Source organism: Kitasatospora sp. NPDC048545 (assembly GCF_040651155.1).
Classification (GTDB): Bacteria; Actinomycetota; Actinomycetes; order Streptomycetales; family Streptomycetaceae; genus Kitasatospora.
In genome coordinates this window covers 64,928-90,432 of sequence record NZ_JBEZIQ010000044.1, presented here as the reverse complement: position 1 = coordinate 90,432, position 25,505 = coordinate 64,928, and the positions used below count along the sequence as shown (strand labels likewise).

Genomic DNA, 25,505 nt, shown 5'->3' with positions numbered 1-25,505 from the left:
CCGGAGAGCCGGACGGCCACTCCTGGCAAGCCACTGAAGGCAAGACCTCATCAGCCACATCCGGCCCTCCCGGGCCGAACAACACCTTACGGAGACCTCATGACCGAGCGGGTGGGGCACATGACCGAGGGGGTGAACCCGTGAGCAACCACCTCGCGATCGCCACCGTGAGCGAGGCGCTGCGGCTGCTCATCACCCGAGCGCTCTCGCCCGACATCCCGTTCGCGGTCGAGGTCAGCACCCGCAAGCCGCCGACCGAGCCGCCCACCGACCCGACCATCACCGTCTTCCTCTACCAGGTCACGCCCAACGCCTCGCTGCGCAACCGCGACGCGCCCACCCGCGCGACCGACGGCACCGTGCTGACCCGGCCGGCTGCCGCCCTGGACCTGCACTACCTGATCAGCTGCTACGGCGAGGAGACCCAGCTGGTCGGCCAGCGGCTGCTCGGCTGCGTGGTCCGGGCGCTGACCGAACAGCCGCTGCTGTCCCGGCAGTTGATCGAGGAGGCGGCCACCCAGCCGTACCTGGTGGGGACGGACCTGGCCGCCTCGCCGCAGCGGGTGCGCTTCACGCCCACGCCGATGGACGTGGACGAGATGTCCAAGCTGTGGATGACGCTGTTCCAGACGCCGTACGCGCTGTCCGTGGCCTACCAGGCCACCGCCGTCTTCGTGGAGGGCAAGGCCGATCCGGTGGCCGGCAAGCCGGTGCTGCGCCGTTCCGTGCGGGCCGTGCCGTCCCGCGGACCGATCGTCGAGCGGGTGCTCTCCCGGCCCGCCGGGTCCCAGGGCGCCCCCGCGGAAGGGCCGGTGACCAAGGACCGGGAGCTGGTGGTGGACGGCTCCGGCCTGCGCGCGGACCTGGTGGTGGCCCGGCTGGGCGAGCGCCGGGTGACGGTCGACCCGGGCGGTGTCCGGGACGACCGTCTGGTGGTCGCCGTACCGGAGGACCTGCCGCCCGGTGTGTTCCGGGTGCAGGTGCTGCACGGGCTGGCACTGGACGGCCGATCGGCCGCCGAGCACCTCGCCGTGGAGTCCAACGTGCAGACCTTCACCCGGCAGCCGCGGATCGTCGCGCCGATCGGCACCGCGGACCGCAGCGACGGACCGGCCGGGGTCTCGGCCCGGCTGGATGTCCGGCTGGACCTGCCGCTCCGGGACGACCAGCAAGTCCTGCTGCTACTGGACGAGTTGCACCCGCCCGCCGGGCGGCCCGGGGCGAGCCACCAGTTCCGCGCACCCGCGCCGCCGCTGCCGCGCACCGACCCGTTCGAGGTCCGGGTGCCGGTCGTCGGCGTCCGCCCGACGGCGTACCTGGCCCGGATCCAGGTGGACGGCGTGCCGAGCGAGTTGACGGTGTCCGGCGACGGGGCCTTCACCGGCCCGGTCGTGGACCTGACGCACTGACCACAGGACGGGAGGTTTGGAGATGAGCACGCGCCGGAGGCAGGGCCGCGACGGCTCGGCGGACGACTCGCACCGGGAGTCGCTGTCCGCCGCGGTCGCCGCCGTGCTCGAACGGGTCGACGCGCACGCGGCCGGCCGTACTGCCGAGCCCGCCGTCCCGTCGGCCCCCGGCACCCGCCGGGGCGGGCGCCGGCAGCCCGCCACCGCTCTGGACGCAGTCACCGCTTCCTTCGGGCTCACCCCGTTCGAGCGCGACGTCCTCGTGCTGACCTCCGCCCCCGCGATCGACCCCACGGCCGCCGCCCGGTGCGCCGCGGCGGGCGGCGACCCGGGGCGCGCGTACCCGACCTTCTCCCTCGCCCTCGCCGCCCTGGACCAGCCGCACTGGAGCGCGCTCACCCCGGTGGGCCCGCTGCGCCGCTTCCGGCTGGTCGAACTCGACGACGAGACGGCGCTCACCGCCTCCCGGCTGCGGATCGACGAGCGGGTGCTGCACTTCCTGGTCGGCGTGCCGTACCTGGACGTGCGGCTGCACGGCCTGCTCACCCGGGTAGGACCGCCCGACGGGCTGCCCGGCCCGCATGAGCGGTGCGCCGCCGCGCTGGCGCGGGGGTGGACCTCGGCCGGGCTGTCCGGCCCGCCGCACACCGAGCTGACCGGCGCCGACCGCCGCACCCGCTGGGAGATCGCGGCGGAGGCAGCCCACCGCGCCGGACTCGGCCTCTACGCCGCGCACCGCGAGGACCTGCCCACCGAGCCCGCCGAGCGCGAGCAACTCGCCCGGCTGTGGCAGCGCGAGGCGATCCTGATCCCGGCCGCGCTGCTGGTGGAGAGCGGGGAGCCGGGCCGGGAGCGTCCGCAGGCCCCGAACGGCGCGGAGGCCTTCCTCGCCGGCCTCGCGGTGCCGCTGGTCGTGTCCGGCGACGAGCCCCCGCCCGCCGGGGCCTCGGACCGTACCAGGCTGACCGTGCCCCCGCTCGGCCCCGAGGAGCAGCTGGGGATCTGGGCCGAGGTGCTGGACGGTGCGCCGGGGGTCACCGAGGGCGGACTCCGCGCGCTGGCCGCGCAGTTCTCGCTACCCGGCCATGTGATCCGCTCGGCCGCGGCGACCGCCCGGCGGGCTGCCGAGTCCAGCGGCAACGGCGGGGACGGCGCGGACGGCGGGGAGGGTGCGGACGGCGAGGAGGGTGCGGACGTCAGCCGACTGGCCTGGCACGCCGGACTGGTGGAAGCCCGGATGTCCCTGGACGAGCTGGGCCGGCGGGTCGAGCCGCGCGCCGCCTGGGACGACCTGGTCCTGGAGGAGCGCCAGCTCGCGACGCTGCGCGAGATCGTCGCCCACGTCCGCCGGCGCGGCACGGTCTACCAGGAGTGGGGCTTCGAGTCGGTGCTGCGCCGCGGCCTCGGCGTGACCGCGCTGTTCGCCGGTGGGTCGGGCACCGGGAAGACGCTGGCGGCCGAAGTCGTCGCCGGGCAGCTCGGCGTGGACCTGTTCGTCATCGACCTCTCCCAGGTCGTCAGCAAGTACATCGGCGAGACCGAGAAGAACCTCCGGCGGGTCTTCGACGCGGCCGAACGCGGCGGCGCGCTGCTGCTGTTCGACGAGGCCGACGCGCTGTTCGGCAAGCGCAGCGAGATCAAGGACAGCCATGACCGCTACGCCAACCTGGAGGTCAGCTACCTGCTGATGCGGATGGAGGCCTACCGGGGCCTGGCCGTGCTCACCACCAACATGAAGAAGGCGCTGGACCCTGCGTTCATGCGGCGGATCAGGTTCGTGGCCGACTTCCCGTTCCCCGGAGTGCCGGAGCGCGCCGAGATCTGGCGGCGGGTCATCCCCGCGCAGACCCCCAGCCAGGGCGTCGATCCGGAGCGGCTCGCCCAGCTCACCGTGGCGGGCGGCTCCATCCGCAACATCGCGCTGTCCGCCGCCTTCCTGGCCGCCGACGAGGACTGCCCGATGCAGATGCGGCACCTGCTGGCCGCCGCGCGCACCGAGTACCTCAAGCTGGAGCGCTCGCTGTCGCCCTCGGAGGTCTCCGGATGGATCTGACCGAGGGGCCCGGGATCGGGCGGAGCAGCGCCGGGCCGGGCAGCGCGGGGACGGGCGGTGCCGGGCGGATCGAGGTCGAGATCGGCGAGCTGGTCCTCGACGGCTTCGCGCGGATCGACCACGAGCGGCTGACGGCGGCGTTCCGGAGCGAGCTGACCCGCCTGGTCGAGACGCGCGGCGTGCCGCTCGCGGTCGGTGGCGACCGTGCGCTGGACCTGCTCTCCGGGCTGCCGCCGCTGCCGGCTGACGCCTCGGCGCAGCGGCTCGGCGAGGCGCTCGCCCGCGCCGTGCACACCGGGCTGTCCGGCGGTTGCCGGGCGCCGGAGCGGGGGCGGACATGAGCCGACTGAACGCTCCTGCCCGGGATTCCGGGCAGGACGCCAAGCAGGGCGCGACCCGGCGCAAGACGCGGGCGCCGAAGGCCCGCACGCCCGAGCCGAAGGAGATCGTCTCCGGCGCGGGCCAGCCGCTGGACCCGGGCGTGCGCCGGGAGTTGGAGGCGCGGCTCGGGCACGACCTCAGCCGGGTCCGGGTGCACACCGACCGGGACTCCGCCGCGCTGACCGAGCTGATCGGCGCGGACGCCGTCGCCGTCGGTCCGGACCTCTTCTTCGGCGAAGGCAAGTACCGGCCGGCCGGTGAGGACGGCCGGCGGCTGCTCACCCACGAGCTGCTGCACACCGTCCAGGCCCCGAACCCGCTCGGCGCGCTGCGGGCCGGCCGTGACCTGGGCGCGGTCAGCCTGCCGCAGGACGCGATCGAACGGGAGGCGGAGCACGGCGCGCGCGAGGACCGGCCGGCGGCGGCGATGCCGGGCGCCACGCCGGGCTGGCTCCGCTACGCGACCGTCGACGCCGACCGGTTCCGCACCGAGCAGCTCGATCCGGCCACCCTGGTCGACCGGCTGGCAGCCGGCATCCTGCGCTCGCTGCGCGGGGACCCGACCGACTCCTCCGGCCGGGTCCGCCTGCAACTCGCACGCTTCGCACCGGAGTTGCAGGCCTCCGTGCTTGCCCGGCTGGCGGACCGGCTGCCTTCGTCGGACTACACCCGGGTGCTGGAGCTGGTCGAGGCCGCCGAGCACCGCCCAGCCGACGTGGACGGCGCACAGACGCCCGAGCCGGTCACCGACCGGGCCACCGACGAGCGCGGGCAGACGGACGAACAGGACCGCGACGAGCAGGACCGGAAGCGTCAACTCGACGAGGAGGCACGGCAGTCGGACGACCCGAAGGGCCGGCGCAAGCGCCGCAAGGGGCACGGCGGCAAGGACGACCAGGAGCGCCCGGAGCAGCAGGACGAGCAGCAGGCCCAGCCCGCGGAGGGCGAGGCCGCGCAGACTCCACCGGGCGCGCAGCCGGCTCCGCAGCCGGAGGCCGGTCAGGCCCAGCCCGCCGCCGACGCACAGCCTCCCGCCGTCGAGGAGGCGCCCTCGACGACCCCCGACGCGGGGCCGGAGCAGGCCGCCACGACGGAGGAGAGCGCACAGCCGGCAGCCGTCTCCGTACCCGGCTCGCCCGAAGCCGGACCGGCGGACGCCGCCGCCCAGCCCTCGGCCGGCACGAAGCCGCAGGAGCCCGCCGCCGCGCCGCTGCCGCAGCCCGCACCCGTCAAACCCGAGCGGCTGGAAGCGATCGCGCGGGCCGAGGACAGCCCGCTCGCCCGGCACGGGATGCTGGACGGCGACCAGCAGCAGCGCGAAACCCCGGACGAGGAGCGGCCGTTGGGCCTGGAGCCCGGCGCGGACGCGGAGGTCCACGACTCGCCCGGCGCCGGCGAGGACCGGCAGTCGCAGTCGGCCGCCCCCGGGCCGGAGCTCAACCCGGGGGACTTCCTGCCCTCGGCCGACCTCGACGTGTCCGGTGTACCGACCACCGATCAGGTCCAGGTGGCTGCGGACGGCGCGCCCCCCGTGCATGCCGAGGCGCCGGAGTTCCCCGCGCCGCCCGCGACCAAGGCCGACCAGGTGCAGGCCGAACGGGAGAGCCGACCCGAGGACGAGACGGAGCCGACGGCTCCCGAGCAGGCCCAGCCCGACCCGGCCCAGCCCGAACCGGCACAGCCTGTGGCTGCCCCCGAGCCGAGCCCCGCCGCCGAGGCCGAGGACCGGAGCGCCCGTGACCTCCAGCCGGAGCAGCCGGTCGAGCAGGAGATCGGCCCCGACCCGACCACGAACCCGACCGCACCCCCGGCACCGGCCGCCGCCGCGCCCGCCCCTGCGGAGCCGCAGCAGCCGGAAGCCCCCGCCGAGGAGGCACGCGAGGCCGAGCCCGCGGCCACACCCGAGCCGCAGGGCCCTGGCCCGGAGCTCACCGCTGCCGCCCCCACCACGGCAGGTCCGCTCGGCGGCGACGGCCCGGACGGCACCGGCGCCACTCCCGACACCGGCCGCGACGCCGGCGCCGCCCCCGGCCCGGCGGCCGAGCAGGCCGACGCGCCCGCCGGACTCGCCACCCAGCCCGCCCCGGACGCCTCACTGGAGTCCGGCGGCGGTGCCTGCGCGGGCCCACAGCAGCCCACCACCGAGGCGGAGCCGGACGGTGCCGGTGGCAACGGCGGAGGCGCCGGTGGCGGCTGCGCGGCGGGCGGCGCAGCCGGGGGCGCCCCGCCCAAGCGGGAGGAGCGGCCGCCCCCGCCCGACGTCTCCGCCCAGGACCCGCAGAGCGCGCTCGCCACCGCCGCGAGCCTGCCGCCCGACCGGATGGCCGCCACCCTGGGCGGCGTGGACGGTTCGGTGGACCGTACGGTCGGCGAGCAGCACGCCCGGCTGCAGGCCGCCCCGCCGGCCGTCCAGCGCCCGTCCGGCGCCCCGCAGACCCAGTCCGGCCTGCCCGAAGCCGCCCCGCCTGCCGAGGCGGTGACGGAGCGGCTGGAGCGGGTCGGCCCGCAGGCCGCGGACGGCGAGCAGCAGAAGGCCGAGCAGAAGAAGGTCGGGGGCCAGAACCCCGGCGACCGGGTCGCCGCGCCCCACGTCGCCGACGACGCGAGCAACCAGGTCTCGCCGCAGGAAGTGCAGCAGGTGCAGGGCGCGGTCGGCGACGTGCCCACGACCGACCCGGCGTTGAACACCACCGTCGGCCCCGCGCCGAGGGTCGAACTGACCGGGGAGAGCGACCCGGCGCGCACCGACCGGCAGGCGGCGAAGCTCAAGGACAGTTCCACAAAGATCCTCGGCGTCGGCCGGGAGGACGCCGCCAAGCCGATGGGCGAGGACCGGATCTACCCGGACGTGCCGAAGGAGACCCTCACCGCCTCCGTACCGGGCGGCGGGGGCAAGGGCAGGGGCGCCAGGGCCGGCGGCGCGGTCGACACCGAGCCGGGCATCGGCATCGTGACCCAGCAGGAGCGCGGCCCGCAGATCCAGGCCGCGGTCGGCCAGGGCCAGAGCCGGCTGGGCTCCGAACAGGCCGAGCAGAAGCAGGGCGAGGCCGATGCGCGCCGGCAGAACCAGGCCGAGGTCGACCAGGCGGTGGCCGACAACGCCCAGGCCCAGGCCGGCGAACGGGGTGAGGCCGCCGAGAAGGTCAAGGCCGAGCGCGAGCAGTGGCGCACCGAGCAGGACCAGAAGGTCACCACCGCGGACCAGGACTCCGACGCGGAGCACCAGGACAAGAGCGGCCGGATCGACAAGAAGCGCACCGAGGCCGACAAGGACGTCCAGGACCGTCAGCAGCAGGACAACCAGAAGATCCAGGACAAGCGGAAGGAGGCCGAGGAGAAGGCGCAGAAGGAGAAGGACCGCAAGAAGGAGGAGTCCGAGGGCTGGTGGGGCTGGGTCAAGTCCAAGGTCAAGGCGGCCTTCGACGCGCTGGTCGAGGCGGTCACCAAGGTCTTCGACTACTTCCGCGGCCTGATCAGCGACATCATCGACGGCTTCCGCAAGTTCGTGGACTGGGCGATCGACCAGGCACGGAAGTTCGCCGTCGACCTGATCGACAAGCTCGCCGACGCACTGATCGCGATCTGCGATGTCCTGTTGGCGGCCTTCCCCGAACTGCGGGACAGGTTCCGCAAGAAGATCGAGGAGTGGCGCGACAAGGCCGTCGCCAAGGTCAACGAGTGGGCGGACAGGCTCAAGAACGCCGTGAACAAGCTGCTCGACCTGCTCGCGGCCGGACTGAACGCCCTGCTGAACGCGCTGGAGGCCGGGCTCAAGGCCGCCATCGAGGCGGTCCGCAAGGCCGTCATGGACGCGATCGACTTCGTGCAGAAGGCGATCGCGATCTTCGGCGAGTTCGCGGTCCTGATCGGCGACATCGCCTCCGACCCGGGCGGCTGGCTCAAGAAGCTCGGCAGCGCCGCGATCGACGGCATCCAGCACTACCTGTGGGGTGCGATCAAGAGCGCGGTGCGGACCTGGTTCAACGAGAAGGTCGAGTCGGTGGTCGGCCTGACCTCCACGATCGTCAACGTGCTGGTCAAGGGCTGCATCTCGATGGCCCAGATCGGACGGATGGCCTGGCAGGCGATCGTCGCCTCGCTGCCCGGCATGATCGTCTCGATCGTCGTCGAGAAGCTGGTGTCACTGATCGTGCCGGCGGCGGGCGCGATCATGGCGATCATCCAGGGCCTGGTGGCGGCGTGGAACACCATCAGCAAGATCGTCGCCGCGATCGGGAAGTTCGTCACCTTCCTGAAGGCGGTCAAGTCCGGCTCGGCCGCCTGCCTGTTCGCCGACGCGGTCGCGGCGGGCGTGGTCGCGCTGCTCGACTTCATCTCCAACTTCCTGCTCAGCAAGCTCAAGGGGGCAGGCAAAGCCGTCGGCACCAAGCTCAAGGGGATCGCCCAGAAGATCCTCAAGGGCCTGGCCAAGGCTGGTCGCGGTGCCCGCAAGGCCACCGGAACCGCCGTCAACAAGGCCCGCGCGAGCCTGCGCCGGGCCACCCGGTCACTGCGCAAGCCGCCCTCCCCCGGCCGCACCCGCCCCGCCCGCCCGGCCCGTACCGGCCCCGCCCGGCACACCGTCCGGCAGGCCGAGCGCCACCCCTCGGCCACCCCCCGACGCCCGCGCCGCGAGGTCACCCGCCCGAAGTCCGCCGCACCCCGCCGCCCCACCTCCCCCGTCGGCCGCGCGCTCAACTCCTCCCGCCAGACCGTCAAGGCCGCCCTCAACCGCGTCCGGGTCGCCGCCCGCACCCTCGGCCGCAGGCTCCTCGACAGCAAGCTCGGCCGCGCCCTCACCAACGGCGCCCACAAGATCCGCGACGCCTACCGCAAACAGCGCGACCGCCTGCGCGCCTGGCACACCAAGCGCCAACAGCAACGCGCGGACCGCCGCAAGCACGAGAACTCCCCGGACGCGAAGAAGCAGCGCCTCGAACTGATCGTGGCCCGCATCCGGCCGAAGGTTCGAGGGATGCTGGCGCGCGGCGTACCACGCCCGGTGCTCCGCGCAGCGCTGGCCGGCATGCGCGTGTGGTACCGCCTTTCGGACCTGGCGGTCCGCGGCGCGGACCACTTCGGGATCGTCGCCCTGATCAATCCGGAGGATCTGGTCCTCAAGGGGCAGGACGTGACGATCTCGCGCGACGAGGTCCTGCGGTTCCTCCACCGGCTCGCCATCGAGATCGAGAACGACCCGGGGATCGTGAAGGCGAGCGCGAACGTCGACGTCACGCAGAAGGAGCCGGGCGTCGTACCCCGGCACACCGTGCGCTCGCCCGTCCCGTCGCCGGCCATCACCCGGAAGACCCGGGCACTCAATCCGCTGAAACAACAGGAACAGGACGTTCTGGACTTCCCCGATGAGCAGGGCCAGCTCGCCTCGCTCCGACGCACGCAGACGGGCGACAAGACGCCCAACAAGGTGGTCGTCGGCGAAGGGTTCCTGTCGGAGGAGCAACTGAGCCACATCTATCTGACGAAGACCGTGAAGGGGGTGAAGAAACCCGGCATACCCGACGAGCTGACGACGAACGGGAAATGGGACGACTACGTCACGTTCACGGACAACTTCTTCCGCGGCAGGCCGCAGCTGCCCGGGATTCCGAAGAAGGACCGGACCGACATGCTCAAGACCGCCTGGCTGCTGGCCGGGCAGGAGGTCGAGCGAGACCCGCAAGCCATGGTGACGAACGCTCTCCTGGTGCAACGCCTCGTCCACGAGCAGGAGGGGAAGAACCGGCCCAAGGTGTTGAAGGGCATCTTCGAATCCCTGCCCGCCGCCTTCTCCGGATCCGAGAAGGGCGGAGAGTGGCTGACCGACGATCTGGCCGGCACGCGGTCCATCGAGGACGAGCGCAATCGGATCAAGGCTGAGCGGGCCGCCGATCTGGCACGGTTGAAGGGGCTGCGCGCGGGCTCCGGGACCGACAGGACAGAACTGGAGGCCCTCAACAGGGAGTCACGGAACGCCTACAACAGGCAGATGCGCCCCCTGAAGAACGCCGACAAGCTGGCGGACCGCCATGTCAGGTCCGTTGCGGCATGGATCAAGGACTTCGGCATCGAGGAGAGGATTCCCGCCATCATCAAGGAGCTCCAACTCGAAAGCGTCGAGCCGACCGATGAGCGGGTGAAACAGGCGCTCTTCGCCAAGATCAGCGCGGTCGTGAAGGAAATGTACCTCGCCGAGAACCGGAAGTAGAGCTAGCCGCGTTCCGCTCACCACACGAATCACCGTACGAAGGATGACAAGCGTGACCGAGTACGACTACCAGTCCGATCGATATGTCCTGCGCCCCGGAGTCGGTGCCGAGCAAGTCGATGGCGTTGCCCTCGGTCTTGGCTGGGAGCTCGTGCGGGAGATCCCCCGCGACAAGGACGAGGGTGTGGACGGGCAGTTGATCTGGCTGGGTGCGGGCAACGTCTCGCTGCACTACGTCGTGGATGCCACGTCCGGCATCGGATACGTCCTGCTCGCGGGACCGAGCCGCCCCGCCGTGGAACCGTTCGTGGGTCCGGTCGTCGATCGCCTGCGGCCGTGGACCCTCCCAGAACTGTTCGAGCTGCTCGACGAGGCCGACGAGCCCCGCGAACGCGTCAGGAACACCCTCCGGATCGGGCTCGCCGCGTCCGCGGAGTTCGACAAGGAGGTGTTCCGAAGGATCAGTGGGACGTACACCGACGGCGAGGCCCAGGTCCGACTCGCCGGCCTCTGGGCCGCGACGTACACCGGCTATCGACAGCTCCTCCCCCAGATCAGGGAGATCGCGTCGCACGACCAGGTGGAGTGGATCCGGTCCCGCGCCGAGAGCATCGCCTCGGCCTTCGAGTCCGAGGACGACGCGCGGTGACCGGTTTCAGTGACGCGCCCAGGCCCGTGCGGTCCGGGCTGGTCATCGTGGATCCGCAGCGGGGGACGCCGCAGCGGGTCATCGTGCTGCAGTTCAATCCGGACAGCCTGGAGCGGTCGTTGGCGCCGCAGGTGGCGGGGGCGGACGGGAGCGGGGACCGGACGGAGGCGTTGCGGCTGAAGGGGCCGGCCGTGGAGACGTGGAAGTTCACCGCGGAGCTGGACGCGACGGACCAGCTGGACGTGCCGTCGCCGAACGGGATCCATCCGCAGCTGGCGACGCTGGAGTTGCTGGTGCAGCCGGCCAGTGCGCAGCTGAGGGCCAATCAGGCGCTCGCCGCGGCGGGGACCCTGGAGATCACGCCGGTCGAGGCGCCGCTGACGCTGTTCACCTGGGGCAGCAAGCGGATCCTGCCGGTTCGGCTGACCGAACTCACCATCACCGAAGAGGCGTTCGACATCGAGCTGAATCCGATCAGGGCGGCCGTCGCGATCGGCCTGCGCGTGCTGACCGTCACCGATCTGCCGACCGGCCACCGCGGGGCCGAGCTGTACCTGGCGCACCTGGCGCAGAAGGAGCGGCTGGTCGGCGCCGCGGCCGACGGCCGGTTGAGTGTGCTCGGCCTGGGAGGGGGACTCCGATGACCGTCGACCCCGCGTCCGGCGCGCTGCCCGCGCCCTCGCCGTACCCGCTGACCAGCCGGTACCACGGCGTCCCGGTGGCCCTGCACACGACTCCGGACGGACGGCAGGTGCCGTACCTGCAGCGGAGGTTGCTGCCGAGCGCGGACGGTCTGACCCCGCTGGCCGAGCACACCGTGAGCGCCGGCGACCGCCTCGACCTGCTTGCGGACCGCTACCTCGGCAGCGCCGACCAGTGGTGGCGGATCGCCGACGCCAACCCGGTGGTCGATCCGCGGGAGTTGACCGCGACGCCGGGCCAGCGGATCACCATCGCGCTGCCCGGTGCGGTGCCGGGGGTGGGCAATGCCTGACCTCTCGGCCGTCACGGGAGGCGGGCCGGTCGGGTCGATCCATCTCAGCCTGCTGATGGGTCCGCAGATCCCGGTGCCGGTGCCGCAGCCGGTGACGGACGCCCTGCTGTCGGCGCAGGTCACGGTGGCGTCCGGGCAGCGCAGTGGGTTCCAGCTCGCCTTCGACCTGTCGAAGCACGGTCTGATCAACACCGCGCTGCTGCCGGGCGGCTTCTTCGACCCGAAGACCAGGGTCGTGCTGATGGTGACCGTGACGGGCACCCCGACCGTGCTGATGGACGGTGTGATCATCCGCCAGGAGGTGGGCATCAGCAACCAGCCCGGCCAGTCCACGCTCACCGTCACCGGCGAGGACCTGACGGTGCTGATGGACCTGGAGGAGCAGGCCGGGGTGCCCTTCCCCGCGATGTCCCCGGCGGCCCGGGTCGCCGCGATCATCGGCAAGTACGGGCAGTACGGCATCCTGCCGCTGGTCGTCCCCGAGCTGGTGCCGCAGACGCCGATGCCCACCCGGCGGATCGACTTCCAGAAGGGCACCGACCTCGGGTACGTCAGCGAGCTGGCGAAGGCCAACGGTTACGTGTTCTACCTCGACCCGGGCCCGGTCCCCGGGATGAGCCGCGCCTACTGGGGGCCGGAGAACCGGCTCGGCGTCCCGCAGCACGCGCTGAACGTGAACATGGACGCGCTGTCCAACGTCGACCAGCTGACGTTCGCCTTCGACGGCACGGCCCGCGAGGAGCCGGAGGCCCGCATCCAGCTCCCGGCGACCAAGGTGTCCTCCGTCCTGCCGGTGCCGGAGGTCAGCATCCTGCGCCCGCCGCTGGCGCTCAAGCCCGCGCCGGCGCTGAAGAAGAAGGTCATCGCCGACACCGCCAAGAAGGACAGCAGCCAGGCCGTCGCCGAGACCATCGCCAAGGCGATGCAGTCGGCGGACGCCGTCTCCGGCTCCGGCCAGCTCGACGTCGTCCGGTACGGGCACGTGCTGCGGCCGCGCGAGCTGGTCGGCGTCCGCGGCGCCGGGCTCACCTACGACGGCCTGTACTTCGTCAAGAGCGTCACCCACAACCTCAAGCGCGGCTCGTACACCCAGAACTTCACGCTGACCCGCGAGGGCCTGATCGCCCTCCAGCCGACCGTCATCCCCTAACGCCGCAGCAGGAGTTGCCCGCATGGCCGAACCGACCCGCTACCTCGGCAAGTTCCGGGGGACGGTGGTGAACAACGCCGACCCGCTCGGGATCGGCCGCATCCAGGCCCAGGTGCCCGACGTGCTGGGCGAGGCCGTGTCGACCTGGGCGATGCCCTGCTTCCCGGTGGCCGGTCCGGGCATGGGGCACTACGCGGTCCCGCCGGTCGGGGCGGGCGTGTGGGTGGAGTTCGAGCAGGGCGACCAGAGCTACCCGATCTGGACGGGCTGCTGGTACGGCTCCGCCTCGGAGGTCCCGGTGGAGGCGACGACCGGCCCGCCGGGGGCGCCGAACACGGTGCTGGAGACCACCGGGCGGCGGGTGATCGTCCTGTCCGACGACCCGACCACGGGGATCACGCTCCGCACCCCGAGCGGGGCCTCGATCGTGATCAACGACTCGGGCATCCAGATCAGCAACGGCCAGGGCGCCTCGATCTCGCTCGTCGGCGCCACCGTTTCCATCAACCAGGACGCCCTGAGTGTGACCTGACGGGGGAGAACGTCATGACCGGAAATCTGCTGCACGTCAATGCGACGGTGACCTGCCCGCACGGGGCCCAGGCGACGGCCCGGCCCGCCCAGGCGCGGGTGCTGGTCGCCGGCCAGGCCGTCACCAGCACGGCCGACCCGTACACCGTGACCGGCTGCCCGTTCAACGTGGCCGGCAAGCCGCAGCCCTGTGTGACGGTCCGCTGGGTGCTGCCGTCCGCCCGGATCCGGGTGAACGGCTCCCCCGCGCTGCCGCAGTCCGCCATCGGGCTGTGCCAGAGCGCCGAGCAGGTCCCGCAGGGGCCGCCGATCGTGACCGTCGTCCAGCAGCGGGCGGAGGGCGTATGAACACCGCACAGCACCCCGGGCCCGGCGCGCAGCCGACGGCTCCGCTGCACGGTCCGGCCCGGACGGACCTCGCGTTCCCGTTCCGGATCGACAGCCGCGGGCGCACCGCCGAGGCGGCGTACGACGACCATGTGCGCGACCTGATCGAGCAGTTGCTGTTCACCAGTCCCGGCGAGCGGGTCATGCACCCGGACTTCGGCTGCGGGCTGCTCGACCTGGTCTTCGCGCCGAACAGCCCGGAGCTGGCGGCCACCCTGCAGCTGTCCGTCCAGGCGGCGCTGCAGCGGTGGCTGGGCGACGTCATCGAGGTCGCCGGGCTCGACGTGGAGAGCGAGGACAACGTGGTGCGGGTCGAGCTGGCCTACGTGGTCCGCCGGACCGGTACGCAGCGGCACGACGTTTTCGAGGGCGGGGTGGCGGCATGACCGGGCGATCCGAACGTCCGACGGCACAGTGCGGGGCGGAACTGCGGCGCGCCGACGTGCGCGCGGCGCACCTGCTGGGCCTGGACGGCGCCGAGCCGGAGGACGACGGACGCAGGCTGACCGTGACCTTCCTCGGCCGGGCGCCGGATGAGCTCGGCCCGGAGAACATCCGCGTCGACGGCGGCCGCCGGATCACCGGACTGCGCGCCCTCGCGGTCGAGATCGAGCGCGCGGACGACCCGGAGCTGGACGACCGGATGCACGTCACCCTCGACCGGGTCGGCGACACCTCCCGCTACCGGCTGACCGTGGTCGAGGCGGACGCCTACGGCCGGCCGGGCACCCGACCGTACCCGGGCTTCGACCCGAGGTACGCGAGCACCGGGTTCTCCTTCGGCGCCGACTGCCCCTCCCCCTACGACTGCCGCACCGAGGAGAGCTGCCCGCCCTCCGCCCCGGCGTCCGCCGTCATCGACTACACCGCCCGCGACTACGAGAGCCTGCGCCGGCTCGTGCTGGACCGGATGAGCCTGACCACCCCCGGCTGGACCGAGCGGCACCTGCCCGACCTCGGCATCACCCTGGTCGAGCTGCTCGCCCACACCGCCGACCAGCTCTCCTACCAGCAGGACGCCGTGGCCACCGAGGCGTACCTCGACACCGCCCGACGCCGGGTGTCGGTGCGCCGGCACGTCCGGCTGATCGACTACGCCGTGCACGACGGCTGCAACGCCCGGGCGTTCGTCGCCCTGGCGACGGACCGCCCGCTCACCCTCCACCCCGGCGGCTTCCGCTTCGCCGCCGTCGATGTCAGCCGGCTCGGCCCGCAGGAACGCCCGGAGCTGTCCACGGTGATCCCCGACGAGCAACTGGACGCGCTCACCCGGACCGCGGCGGTCGAGGTGTTCGAGCCGCTCGGCGGAACGGACCTGGTGCTGCACCCCGAGCACAACACCATGCGGTTCTGGACCTGGGGCGACCAGGACTGCGTCCTGCCGAAGGGCGCGACTTCCGCCACCCTGCGCGACGACTGGCACGAGGCCGACCGGCCCGAGGACCGCACCCGGCACCTGGCGCTGCGCCCCGGCGACCTGCTGGTCGTCGAGGAGGTGCTCGGCCCGCGCACCGGCGCCGCCGCCGACGCCGACCCCGCGCACCGCCAGGCCGTCCGGCTCACCTCGGTCACCCGCCTGGTCGACGAGCTGTACCAGCAGCCCGTGGTCGAGGTCGAGTGGGCGCCGGAGGACGCCCTCTCCTTCCCGGTCTGCCTGTCCGCACGCGGCGGGAGCGACTGCGGCCCGATCACCGACGTGAGCGTCGCCCGCGGCAACGTCGTCCTGGTCGACCACGGCCGCTCGCTCACCTTCTGCGGCGGAGCCCCGGAGACCTTCGCGGTGCCGCCGGAGCCGGTCCGGGTGGCACCCTGCGGACCGGACGGATCCGGCTGCGCGGACCGCACCGGGGGCAGCCCCGCGGCGGAGGCGATCCACGAACTGCTCGACCGGACCAGGACCGGCCGCCAGCTCGGCCCGCAACAGGTCCGCGAGCTGTACGCGCTGCTCGGCGAGGCGGCGGTCCGGCGGGCCGGGCTGAGCATCCAGCTCGCGCCGGGCGCGAACGCGGAGGGCGAGGACGGCCAGGGCACCGTGGTCGAGCCGCCCACGGCCGACGCCCAGGCGGCGACGCTGGAGACGCTGCTCGACCAGACCCGTTACCCCGTCCTGCCACAGCCTTTCCGTCCGGTGCTGCGCTACGCGCCGGTCACCCAGGCGGCCGCCTACCCCGACCGGGCGCACGTCTGCGCCCGGCAGGCCGCCCTGCTCGCCGGCATCCCCGAACGGGTCCGCCGGCGGCTGGAGGAGCTGTGGCACCGGGCGGACTGCGGCCACCCCCTCTCCCGCGCCGAACTCGCCGAACTGACCCTGCTGTTCGGGGCCCGGGTGGTGCACGAGCTGCACCTCTCCGAACGGCCCGCCGCCGGGCTGCGCGAACTGCTGGCCCGCCGCGCCCGCCTGCTCGCCGCCAAACTGCGCCGCCTCGAGGTGCTCACCGCCCGGGCCCGCTCCGGCGGGGTGCTCCGGCGGCCCGGCGTCTGGGAGGTGGCGCAGAGCTGGGGCGGCCGGTACGCCTCCGGGCTCGACCCCGACTCCCCCGCGCTGGCCGGCCCGGCGTCCGGGATCGCCGTCCAGGACCCTCGTGCCGCACTTCCGGCCGTCCGGGCCACCGCCGGGGGCCAGGAGTGGACGCCCCTCCGGGACCTGCTCGCCGACGGCCCGCGCGACCGGCACTTCGTCGGCGAGCCGGAGGACGACGGCCGCCTCGCGCTGCGCTTCGGCGACGGGCGGCACGGTCAGCCGCCCCGGCCCGGCGCGGAGTTGCGGGTCGCCTACCGGATCGGCAACGGCACGGCCGGCAACGTCGGCGCTGAGGCCATCAACCACCTGGTGGTCTGCCAGGACCAGCCGCCCCACCCGAGGGGGCGCAGCACCGTCGTACCGCCGCAGGACGCGCTGCTCCGGGTCCGCAACCCGATGCCCGCGAGCGGCGGCACCGATCCCGAACCGCTCGACCAGGTACGGCAGTCGGCCCCGCTCGCGCTGAGCCGCACCCGGCTGCGCGCCGTCACCGCCGCCGACTACGCGGAGCTGGCCGCAGCCCTGCCGGGCGTCCGGCGGGCCGCCGCCGAACTCCGCTGGACCGGCAGCGTCCAGGAGGTCCACGTCGCCGTCGAGCCGTACGGGCACGCCACCGCGGACACCGCCCTGCTCGAAGCGGTCGGACACGGCCTGGAGGCGTACCGCCGGATCGGCCACGACCTGGTCGTCCGCCCCGCCCTGGTGGTGCCGCTCGACCTCGAACTGCAGGTCTGCGCCGCCCCCGGCTACCAACGCGGCCACGTGCTCGCCGAGTTGCGGCGGGTGCTGGGCAACCGCGCCCTGCCGGACGGCCGCCTCGGCTTCTTCCACCCGGACGCGCTGGGCTTCGGCGAGCCGGTGCGGGTCTCCCGGCTGGTGGCCGCGGCCGCCGCCGTACCGGGCGTGGTCAGTGCCCGGGTCACCCGGCTGCGGCGGCAGTTCGGGCGGGACGACGGCGAGCCGGCCGACGGGTTGCTGCGGCTCGGCGGGCTGGAGATCGCCGGCTGCGACAACGACCCCGACTGGCCGGAGAACGGCCGGCTCTCGATCGTGATCGGAGGTGGCCGATGAGCGGCCAGTGCACCTGCGGCTGCGCGGGCACCGCCACCGCGACGCCGGTACCGCTGTTCAACCCGCCCGGACTGGACGCCATCGGCTACCGGGTCGGCAGCTACGGGGAGTTCCTCGACAGCCTGCTCGCCCGGCTGTCCGGACCCGCCTACCCGGCGCTGCGCGACCTGACCGTCCGTACCCCGGACGACCCGGCGATCGCGCTGCTGGACTCCTGGGCCGTGCTCGCCGACGTGCTCACCTTCTACTCGGAGCGGATCGCCAACGAGGGCTACCTGCGCACCGCCACCGAGGAGGGCTCGCTCACCCTGCTCGGCCGGCTGGTCGGGCACCGGCCCCGGCCCGGCGTCGCCGCCGACACCTACCTCGCCTACACGCTCGACCACGACCCGCGGGCCGCCGAGGACCCGACCGTGACCATCCCGCGCGGCGCCCGCAGCCAGAGCGTCCCCGGCCCCGGCGAGGACCCGCAGTCCTTCGAGACCGCCGAGGACCTCGCCGCCCGCTCCGCCTGGAACGAACTGGCGGTGCTGCGCCGCCGCCCGTACCAGCTGACGCCCGGACAGCTGAACCCCGGTGGCCGGGCCGAGCTGTTCGCCGCCGGCACCGCCAACAACATCAAGCCCGGCGACCGGCTGCTGTTCGTGTTCAGCTCCGACAAGGCCGCCGACCCGGTCCACCGGGTGCTGCGGCTGGTGCCCGAGGTGCGGCTCGACCGCGAGAACGACGTCACGGTGATCGGGCTGCCCCGGGACCTGCGCACCCTCAAGGACCTGCGCGCCGAGCTGGCGGACTGGATCACCGTCTCCGAGAACGCCCCGAACCCCAGGCCCGGGCACAGCCGGATCGTCCGGGACTTCGACGACCAGGTGCTGGCCCCGCTGCGCGCCGACCTCGACCGGCCGTCCGGCCCGCTGAGCACCCCCGCGGACTTCGCCGACCGGCTGGCCCCGGTGATCGCGCGGTCGGCCGAGGCCGCCGAACTGGCGCGCTCCCAACAGCCGGTGGCCGACTGGTTCGGACGCCTCGGCGAGGAGCTGTCCGGCCTGCGCGACCGCGCCCACCAGCTGGAGCCGCCGCAGGCTCCCGACAAGCCCGGACCGCACCCTCCCGGCATCGGCACCGCCGACCCGGCCGTCCGCGGACTCGGCTCGGTGCTGGCGGCGCTGCGCACCGCCCCCGCCCGGCCCCCGCTGAGCGCCCGGGACCTCGCCCGCGACCCGCAGCGCCTGTTCGCGCCCGGCTCGGACCTCGGCGTGCAGCTGCTGTCCGCACTCGACCCCCGGCTGCGCGACGGCCTCTACCCCGCCTGGCGGCGGGTCGACCTGACGGCGCCGCTCGCCGTGCACGAGATCCAGGCGATGCGGGTGGTCGCCACCCCGTTCGGCGCCACCGCGCCGCTCAAGCCCGTCTACGGCAACGACGGCCGGATCGACCGCTACGTGGACTGGCCGCTCTCCGGCAGCACGCTGATCGGCGTCCGGGTCGGCTTCGACACCGCCGGCACCGTCCCGAAGACCGCCGACTTCACGTACGTCGAGGCCGGCAGCCTGACGCACAACGGCTTCTCGCTGCCGTGGGACCACACCTTCCCCTTCGGGCCCGGACAGGTCAAGGTGGTCACCACCGAGCCGCCGGCGCCGCAGCCGAATCCGCACGCCGCCGCCGTGCGCGCCGCCGTGCCCGCTCCCGACCAGGAGGCCGGGGTCAGCGCCGAGTTCCTGGCCAAGCTGCCCGAGCGCACCGTCTTCGTGTCCCGCCCGCAGGCCGACGGCCGCATCCACGTGAAGGTCGACGGCGGGCCCGGCGCCGCGCTCGACTACCAGCTCGACCCGGGCCAGGAGAAGACCGGCGAGTCCGGCGAGCTGAACGTCCGGGTCCACCGCTACACCGCCACCGACGAGTCGCCGCCCGCGGTCGAGGTGGTGTTCACCACCAAGCTGCAGCCGGTCTCCGGCACGGTCCTCACCCTCGACGCCGTGTACGACCAGATCGCGCCCGGCAGCTGGGTGGTCATCCAGCGCCCGCGCAAGGGAATCGACGGCGGCATCCCGGGCAGCCGCGACCTCGCCGAGGTCATCACCCGGGTGACCGACGTACGGGTGATCTCCCGCGCCGACTTCGGCATCACCGGCAAGGTGACCGAACTGTCCCTTCAGCAGCCGTGGTCGGACGAGAATGACACCCAGCTCTCGGACATCCGGGACGCCACCGTCTACGCCCGCGGCGAGCCGCTGCGGCTCGCCGACGAGCCCGTCACCGAGGAGGTCCACGGCGACCGGATCGAACTCGCCCGGCTCTACGACGGGCTGACCCCCGGCCGGTGGATCGCGGTCAGCGGCGAGCGGACCGACATCCCGAACACCACCGGGGTCCGGGGCACCGAACGCGCCATGATCGCCGGCGTCGAGCAGAGCGTCGACCCGTTCCTGCCCGGGGACACCGTCCGCACCACCATCACGCTCAGCGCCCGCCTCGCCTTCCGCTACCGGCGCGACACCGTCCAGGTCCTCGGTAACGTGGTCCGCGCCACCCAGGGCGCCACCCGCGACGAGGCCATCGGCAGCGGCGACGCCGGCATCCCCGGCCAGCGCTTCACGCTGTGGCAGTCGCCGCTCACCTGGCTCGCCGCCGACAACCCCAGGGGCGCGCGCAGCACCCTGGAGGTCCGGGTCGACGGGGTGGCCTGGCACGAGGTCGACAGCCTCGCCGGGCGGGGCCCGGACGAACAGGTCTACGTCACCGCGACCACGACCGACGGGCGCACCACCGTCACCTTCGGCGACGGCGTGCACGGTTCACGCCTGCCCACCGGCCGGGAGAACGTCCGTGCCCGCTACCGGATCGGCATCGGCGACAGCGGCAACGTCGGCGCCGGACGGATCACCCAGCTCACCACCCGCCCGCTCGGCGTCTCCGCCGTCGTCAACCCGCTGCCCGCCACCGGCGGCGCCGGACCGGACGGCCCGGGCCTGGCCAGGCACAACATCCCGCTCGCCGTCACCGCCCTGGACCGGCTGGTCTCGGTGCCCGACTACGAGAACTTCACCCGCTCCCGGGCCGGCATCGGGCGCGCGAGCGCCACCCGACTCTCGGACGGCAGGCGGGAGCTCGTCCACGTCACGGTGGCCGGGGTGGACGACATCCCGTTCACCGCCGACTCCGACCTGATCCGCACCCTGCGGTCCTCGCTCACCACCTACGGCGACCCGAAGCTGCCGGTCGAGGTCGCGCTGCGCGAACTCGTCCTGCTGGTCGTCGCCCTGAGCGTCAAGGTCGACCCGGACCACTCCTGGGACCTGGTCGAACCGGCGCTGCGCCGCACCCTGCTCGACCGGCTCGGCTACGCCGGGCGCCAACTCGGCCAGAGCGCCCACCTGTCCGAGGTGCTCACCGCCGCCCAGGCCGTCCCCGGCGTGGACTGGGTCGAGGTCGACGCCTTCACGGGCGTGCCCGGCAGCCTCACCCCGGAGGGCCTGGAGCACCTGCCCGAGCGGCTCGCCCAGCCGCAGCCGAGCGTCCCGGCCCGACTCGCCCGCTTCGACGAACAGCGGTACCGGGTGCGGGGCCCCGAAGCGGAGACCCTCACCGAGGTCGCCGCCCGCAACGGCGTCTCGGTCGCCGAGCTGCTGCGCCTCAACCCGTCCGTCACCGACACCCAGCCGCTGCCGCCCGGCCGCGTGGTGACCGTGTTCCGCGGCATCCGCCCGGCCCAACTCGCCCTGCTGTCACCGAACCTGCCCGACACGTTGATCCTCAAAGAGGTGCTCCGATGACTCGTGATCCGGACGGACTGGTGGAGCTGCTGCCGCAGTGGCACCGGCTGCGGGACGCCGAGGCGGGCGAGCCGCTGCGCGCCCTGCTGGCCGTCATCGCCGAGCAGGTCGACGTCGTCCGCAGCGGTGTCGAACAGGGTTACCAGGACTGGTTCGTGGAGACCGCCGCCGACTGGGCCGTCGCCTACCTCGGCGACCTGGTCGGCTACCGGATCCTGCCCGGCTACGAGGAGGTGCTCGCCACCGGCCTGCACGGCGGGGCCTCCCCGGAGCGGGCCGCGGCCCGCGACCGGCTCGCCGCCCGGCTGGCGCCGCGGCACGACGTCGCGAACACCGTCGCCAACCGCCGGCGCAAGGGCACGCTCGCCCTGCTGGAGGAGCTGTCCGCCTCGGTCGCCGACTGGCCGGCCCGGGCGGTGGAGCTCTCCCGGCTGCTCGGCGGCACCCAGCCGGTGCGGCTGCTGCGCCCGGACGAGGAGCCGGCCGATCGTCAGCGGCTGAGCCGGGGCCGGCTGGTCGACGTGCGGCGCGGCGGCGAGCTGGACCTGCTCGGCGGGCCCTTCGACGGGCAGGCGCACACCGCCGACGTCCGCCGGGCCTCCTCCACCCGCCGCCAGGGCGGCTACACGCCGGCCGGTGTCGTCCTGTACGTCTGGCGGCTGAAGCCGTACCCGGTCACCCGGGCGCCCGCGTACTGCATCGACCGGGCCAGGAACCTCTTCACCTTCTCGGTCCTCGGCAACGACGCCCAGCTGGTCACCAAACCCGAGCCGGAGCCGTCGACCACCCACCTCGCGACGATCGACAACGTGCCGGCCCCGATCCGGCGCCGGCAGCTCGCCGAGCGCCTGGCCGACTACTACGGGCCGGGCAAGAGCTTCGCCATCTGGCGCGACGGCGCCCAGGAGCCGGTCCCGCCCGCCGAGATCACGGTGGCCGACCTGAGCGACTGGACGTACCGGCCCAAGCGCGGGCAGGTCGCCGTCGACCCGCTGCTCGGCCGGATCGCCTTCGGCGCCCGCTCCGCCCCGCGCCGCGGCGTCTGGGTCGACTACCACTACGCGTCCGGCGACGACACCGGCGGCGGGGAGTACCCGCGCGACCGCCCGGAGGCCCGGCACCGGACGGTCTACCGGGTCGGCCCCGGCGGGCCGTACGAGCGGATCAACGACGCCTACCGGAAGTGGCGCGCCGACCAGGAATCCGGCAGCGCGGGCGGCGCCGCCGTCATCGAGATCACCCACAGCGGCGCCTACCAGGAACAGCTGGACTTCGACCTGGCAACCGACGACCGCCTCGAACTGCGCGCCGCCGAGGGCACCCGGCCGGTGATCCGGCTGCTCGACTGGTACAGCAACCGGCCGGACGCGCTCAACGTCCGGGGCGTCTGCCCGGGCGGGCGGCTGGTCCTGGACGGGCTGCTGATCACCGGTCGCGGGGTCAACGTCACCGGACCGCTGGCCTCCGTCACACTGCGGCACTGCACCCTGGTGCCGGGCTGGTCGCTGGAGCCGCACTGCGAACCGCACTCGCCGCAGGAGCCCAGCCTCGTGCTGGACCACACCACCGCCTGCGTGAAGATCGAGCGCAGCATCCTGGGCACGATCCAGGTCGTCGGCGACGAGGTCGACACCGACCCGCTGGAGATCCACCTCGCCGACAGCATCCTGGACGCCACCGGGCCCGAGCGCCCGGCGCTCTCCGGGCCCGACTGCGAGCACGCCTACGCGCTGCTGCACGCCCACCGATCCACGGTGGTCGGCGAGGTGCACACCCACGCGGTGCCGATCGCCGAGGACTGCGTGTTCACCGGGCGGCTGCGGGTGGCCCGCCGCTCGCTCGGCTGCCTGCGGTTCTGCTACGTCCCGCCGTGCTCGCGCACCCCGCGCCGGTACGAGTGCCAGCCGGACCTGGTGCGCTCGGCGGTGACCGAGCTGGTCGAACACGGCGAGCTGGACCCGGCGCAGGCCGCCCGGCTGCGCGAGCTGGAGGCCGAGCGGGTCCGCCCGCTGTTCACCAGCCTGCGGTACGGCACGCCCGGCTACGGCCAGTTGGCCGCCGGGTGCGCGCCGGAGATCACCCGCGGCGCCGAGGACCGCTCCGAACTCGGCGCCTTCCACGACCTGTTCCAGCCCCAACGCGAGGACAACCTGCGGGCGCGGCTGGCCGAGTACACCCCGGCCGGCACCGACGCCGGGATCTTCCACGCCTCCTGACCCGCTCCGAGTGACTCCGAAAGGGAACCCGTGCACGCAGACTTCTCGCGCCTGACCTTCCGGCCCGGCAAGCACTACTCCGCGGTGCTGACCCAGCAGGGCCGGGTCCAGCTCGACGCCGACGCCAACGAGCAGGCCGCGATCGAGCGGTACCAGCTGCGCACGCTCGCCGCCGACCTGATCGGCCGCCGCGGCGGACCGGCCGCGGCAGCCGGGTTCGCGATCGGCTACGTGCCGGGCAACCACGATGTGGACGACCTCACCATCGGCGGCGGCCGCTACTACGTGGACGGCATCCTGTGCGAGGCCGACCGGCCCGGGCCCGGCATCGCCGTGCCCGACGACGGCGGCCAGGGCAACGGCAGCGACGCCCGGGAGGCGCCCGCCGGCTGGACGTACTGGGACCAGCCGGACGCCTACCGGGACCAGGAACGCGACGGCGACCGGCTGCCCGGCGAATTCCCGTTCCTGGTCTACCTGAAGGTCTGGGAGCGCAGCGTCACAGCTGTCGAGGACCCGGAGATCCGCGAGGTCGCGCTCGGTGCGGCGATGCCCGACACGGCGGCCCGGGCCAAGCTCGTCTGGCAGGTACTCGCGCTGCCCGCCTCGGAGTTGAGTGTTCCGGACGGCGGGGCGTCCCGGGTGCGGGAGGCCTTCGACGCGTGGGCCGAGGCGCACGAGCGGCCGGGCGGGCTGCTGGCCGCGCGCGCCCGGCGGCCGGAGCGGGCGAGCGAGGACCCGTGCCTGGCCCACCCCGAGGCCGGCTACCGGGGTCCGGAGAACCAGCTGTACCGGGTGGAGGTCCACCACGGCGGCTCGGCGGAGGGCTGCGCCACGTTCAAGTGGTCCCGGGAGAACGGCTCGGTCGTCCTGCCGATCGCCTCGATCGAGGGCGTCTGGGTCGACCTCACCACCCTGGGCGACGACGACAAGCTCAGCCTCTCGGTCGGCGACTGGGTCGAGGTCGCGGACAGCGCGTACGTCAGCCGGGGCGAGGCGGCGAACCTGCTCCAGGTGGAGGAGACCGACCTGCCGGGGCGCCGGGTGCGGCTGTCCGCCGAACCGGTGCCGGAGGTCGGGCGGCTGGCCGAGCGCCACCCGTTCCTGCGCCGCTGGGACCACCGGGCGCCCCGCGGCCGGGACACCCTGCCGCTGGCCGGCGGCGCCCTGCAGCTCCAGGAGGGCGCCTGGCTCGACCTGGAGGACGGCGTCCAGGTGTACTTCCGACCGGGCGGTGAATACATCCGGGGCGACTACTGGCTCATCCCCGCGCGGACCGCCACCGGCTCGGTGGAGTGGCCGCAGAACGCGGCCGGCGAAGCGCTGCTCCGGGAACCGGCCGGGGCCCGGGTGCACCATGCCCCGCTCGCCTGGGTGAAGGGCCCGACCACGGTCGTCGACCTCCGGCAGACCTTCGCCCCGCTGACCGCCCCCACCCCGCAGTAGGGCCGCGGCCCGCGCATCGAGTACCTCATCGGCCAGGCCCCACCCCAGGCCTGGGTGAGGCTGTCCGCCGGACACGGCACCTGGGGCGAGCGCTTCTACGGTTGCGTCACCGGGCCGCCCGGGCCGAGCCCCCGCCCCGGACGGCCCGTCCCCGTCAGGCCTGCCAGTGCGGCTTCCCGCTGACCATCCGGCAGGTGATCGCCCGCCCGCTCGCGTCGTGCGTGCTCTTACCCAGGTCCCCGTTGCGGCAGAACTGCCCGGCCTCGTAGCAGTTGCCGGCGTTCGAACGGATGTCGCACCCGGCGCCGCCGGCGGCGGCCGGCGCGGTGGGCGCCGGCTCCGGATCGGTCGGCGGCTTCGCGGTGGTCACCTTCGGCTGCGGGGCCTTGGGCGTCGGCGGCTGGGACCGGGTGGCGGGCGAGTCCGGGGGTGTGGTGGCGGCCGGCGCGACCGCCGGGGTGGCGGGCGCGGCCGGGCCGGCAGCCGACGGGTCGCAACCGGTCAGCGCCAGACCGACGGTGAGGACGAGTCCGGCGAATCCGGCCAGGCCGGCCCGGCGGCGTCCGGGTATCCGTGCAGGCATGTGAGGAGAACGCTCCGTTCCGTTTGGATGAGTCGTGCGATTCAAGCAGCCGCCCCGCACGCCGCGAGCACCGTTTCCCCACTCGTTGGCAGATCGAGACCTGCCGACCACCGAGCGTAACCACCCCCGTGAC

At 73.9% G+C, this 25,505-nt stretch carries 16 protein-coding genes; 15 read left to right on the top strand and 1 reads right to left on the bottom strand.

Annotated features, from left to right (window positions below; genetic code table 11):
* Nucleotides 1–140: 140 nt before the first annotated feature.
* From AB0D10_RS32945 to AB0D10_RS32875, 15 genes are read left to right on the top strand one after another with little or no spacing between them, the layout of a single operon-like run.
* Complete coding sequence (locus AB0D10_RS32945) at nt 141–1,409, top strand: DUF4255 domain-containing protein (RefSeq protein ID WP_360262637.1); 1,269 nt, start codon at nt 141–143, stop codon at nt 1,407–1,409.
* A gap of 22 nt (nt 1,410–1,431) precedes the next feature.
* Nucleotides 1,432–3,462 carry an ATP-binding protein gene (locus AB0D10_RS32940; RefSeq protein WP_360262636.1) on the top strand — a complete coding sequence of 677 codons (2,031 nt, stop codon included), beginning with the start codon at nt 1,432–1,434 and terminating at the stop codon, nt 3,460–3,462.
* Nucleotides 3,453–3,803: a hypothetical protein gene (locus AB0D10_RS32935; RefSeq protein ID WP_360262635.1), complete on the top strand. Its 351-nt coding sequence runs from the start codon at nt 3,453–3,455 to the stop codon at nt 3,801–3,803. The genes AB0D10_RS32940 and AB0D10_RS32935 overlap by 10 nt, the downstream gene beginning before the upstream one ends.
* Nucleotides 3,800–10,048 carry a DUF4157 domain-containing protein gene (locus tag AB0D10_RS32930; protein ID WP_360262634.1) on the top strand — a complete coding sequence of 2,083 codons (6,249 nt, stop codon included), beginning with the start codon at nt 3,800–3,802 and terminating at the stop codon, nt 10,046–10,048. Before AB0D10_RS32935 ends, AB0D10_RS32930 begins: the two co-directional genes overlap by 4 nt.
* A gap of 52 nt (nt 10,049–10,100) precedes the next feature.
* Nucleotides 10,101–10,697 (top strand): hypothetical protein, encoded by a 597-nt coding sequence (locus AB0D10_RS32925; RefSeq protein ID WP_360262633.1) that lies wholly within the window; start codon nt 10,101–10,103, stop codon nt 10,695–10,697.
* Nucleotides 10,694–11,341: a hypothetical protein gene (locus AB0D10_RS32920; protein ID WP_360262632.1), complete on the top strand. Its 648-nt coding sequence runs from the start codon at nt 10,694–10,696 to the stop codon at nt 11,339–11,341. Before AB0D10_RS32925 ends, AB0D10_RS32920 begins: the two co-directional genes overlap by 4 nt.
* Entirely contained in the window at nt 11,338–11,691 is a 354-nt protein-coding gene (locus AB0D10_RS32915) for a LysM domain-containing protein (RefSeq protein ID WP_360262631.1), read from the top strand. Before AB0D10_RS32920 ends, AB0D10_RS32915 begins: the two co-directional genes overlap by 4 nt.
* Nucleotides 11,684–12,841, top strand: coding sequence for a hypothetical protein (locus AB0D10_RS32910; RefSeq protein WP_360262630.1), 1,158 nt, complete (start codon nt 11,684–11,686; stop codon nt 12,839–12,841). Before AB0D10_RS32915 ends, AB0D10_RS32910 begins: the two co-directional genes overlap by 8 nt.
* Nucleotides 12,842–12,863: 22 nt before the next feature.
* On the top strand, nt 12,864–13,373 hold the full coding sequence (locus AB0D10_RS32905; RefSeq protein WP_360262629.1) for a phage baseplate assembly protein V: 510 nt from the start codon (nt 12,864–12,866) through the stop codon (nt 13,371–13,373).
* Between the two features lie 14 nt (nt 13,374–13,387).
* Nucleotides 13,388–13,720 (top strand): hypothetical protein, encoded by a 333-nt coding sequence (locus tag AB0D10_RS32900; protein ID WP_360262628.1) that lies wholly within the window; start codon nt 13,388–13,390, stop codon nt 13,718–13,720.
* Complete coding sequence (locus tag AB0D10_RS32895) at nt 13,717–14,145, top strand: GPW/gp25 family protein (RefSeq protein ID WP_360262627.1); 429 nt, start codon at nt 13,717–13,719, stop codon at nt 14,143–14,145. The genes AB0D10_RS32900 and AB0D10_RS32895 overlap by 4 nt, the downstream gene beginning before the upstream one ends.
* A complete protein-coding gene (locus tag AB0D10_RS32890; RefSeq protein WP_360262626.1) occupies nt 14,142–17,351 on the top strand; it encodes a putative baseplate assembly protein in 3,210 nt (1,069 codons plus the stop codon). The genes AB0D10_RS32895 and AB0D10_RS32890 overlap by 4 nt, the downstream gene beginning before the upstream one ends.
* Nucleotides 17,348–21,127 carry a putative baseplate assembly protein gene (locus AB0D10_RS32885; protein ID WP_360262625.1) on the top strand — a complete coding sequence of 1,260 codons (3,780 nt, stop codon included), beginning with the start codon at nt 17,348–17,350 and terminating at the stop codon, nt 21,125–21,127. Before AB0D10_RS32890 ends, AB0D10_RS32885 begins: the two co-directional genes overlap by 4 nt.
* The gene (locus tag AB0D10_RS32880; protein WP_360262624.1) at nt 21,124–23,343 is read left to right on the top strand and encodes a hypothetical protein; all 2,220 of its coding nucleotides are present in this window, start codon (nt 21,124–21,126) and stop codon (nt 23,341–23,343) included. The genes AB0D10_RS32885 and AB0D10_RS32880 overlap by 4 nt, the downstream gene beginning before the upstream one ends.
* A gap of 30 nt (nt 23,344–23,373) precedes the next feature.
* Complete coding sequence (locus AB0D10_RS32875; RefSeq protein ID WP_360262623.1) at nt 23,374–24,789, top strand: DUF6519 domain-containing protein; 1,416 nt, start codon at nt 23,374–23,376, stop codon at nt 24,787–24,789.
* A gap of 154 nt (nt 24,790–24,943) precedes the next feature.
* Here the strand turns inward: AB0D10_RS32875 and AB0D10_RS32870 are convergent, their stop codons facing one another.
* Nucleotides 24,944–25,372, bottom strand: a complete 429-nt coding sequence (locus tag AB0D10_RS32870) for a hypothetical protein (RefSeq protein ID WP_360262622.1) — start codon at nt 25,370–25,372, stop codon at nt 24,944–24,946.
* Between the last annotated feature and the right edge of the window lie 133 nt (nt 25,373–25,505).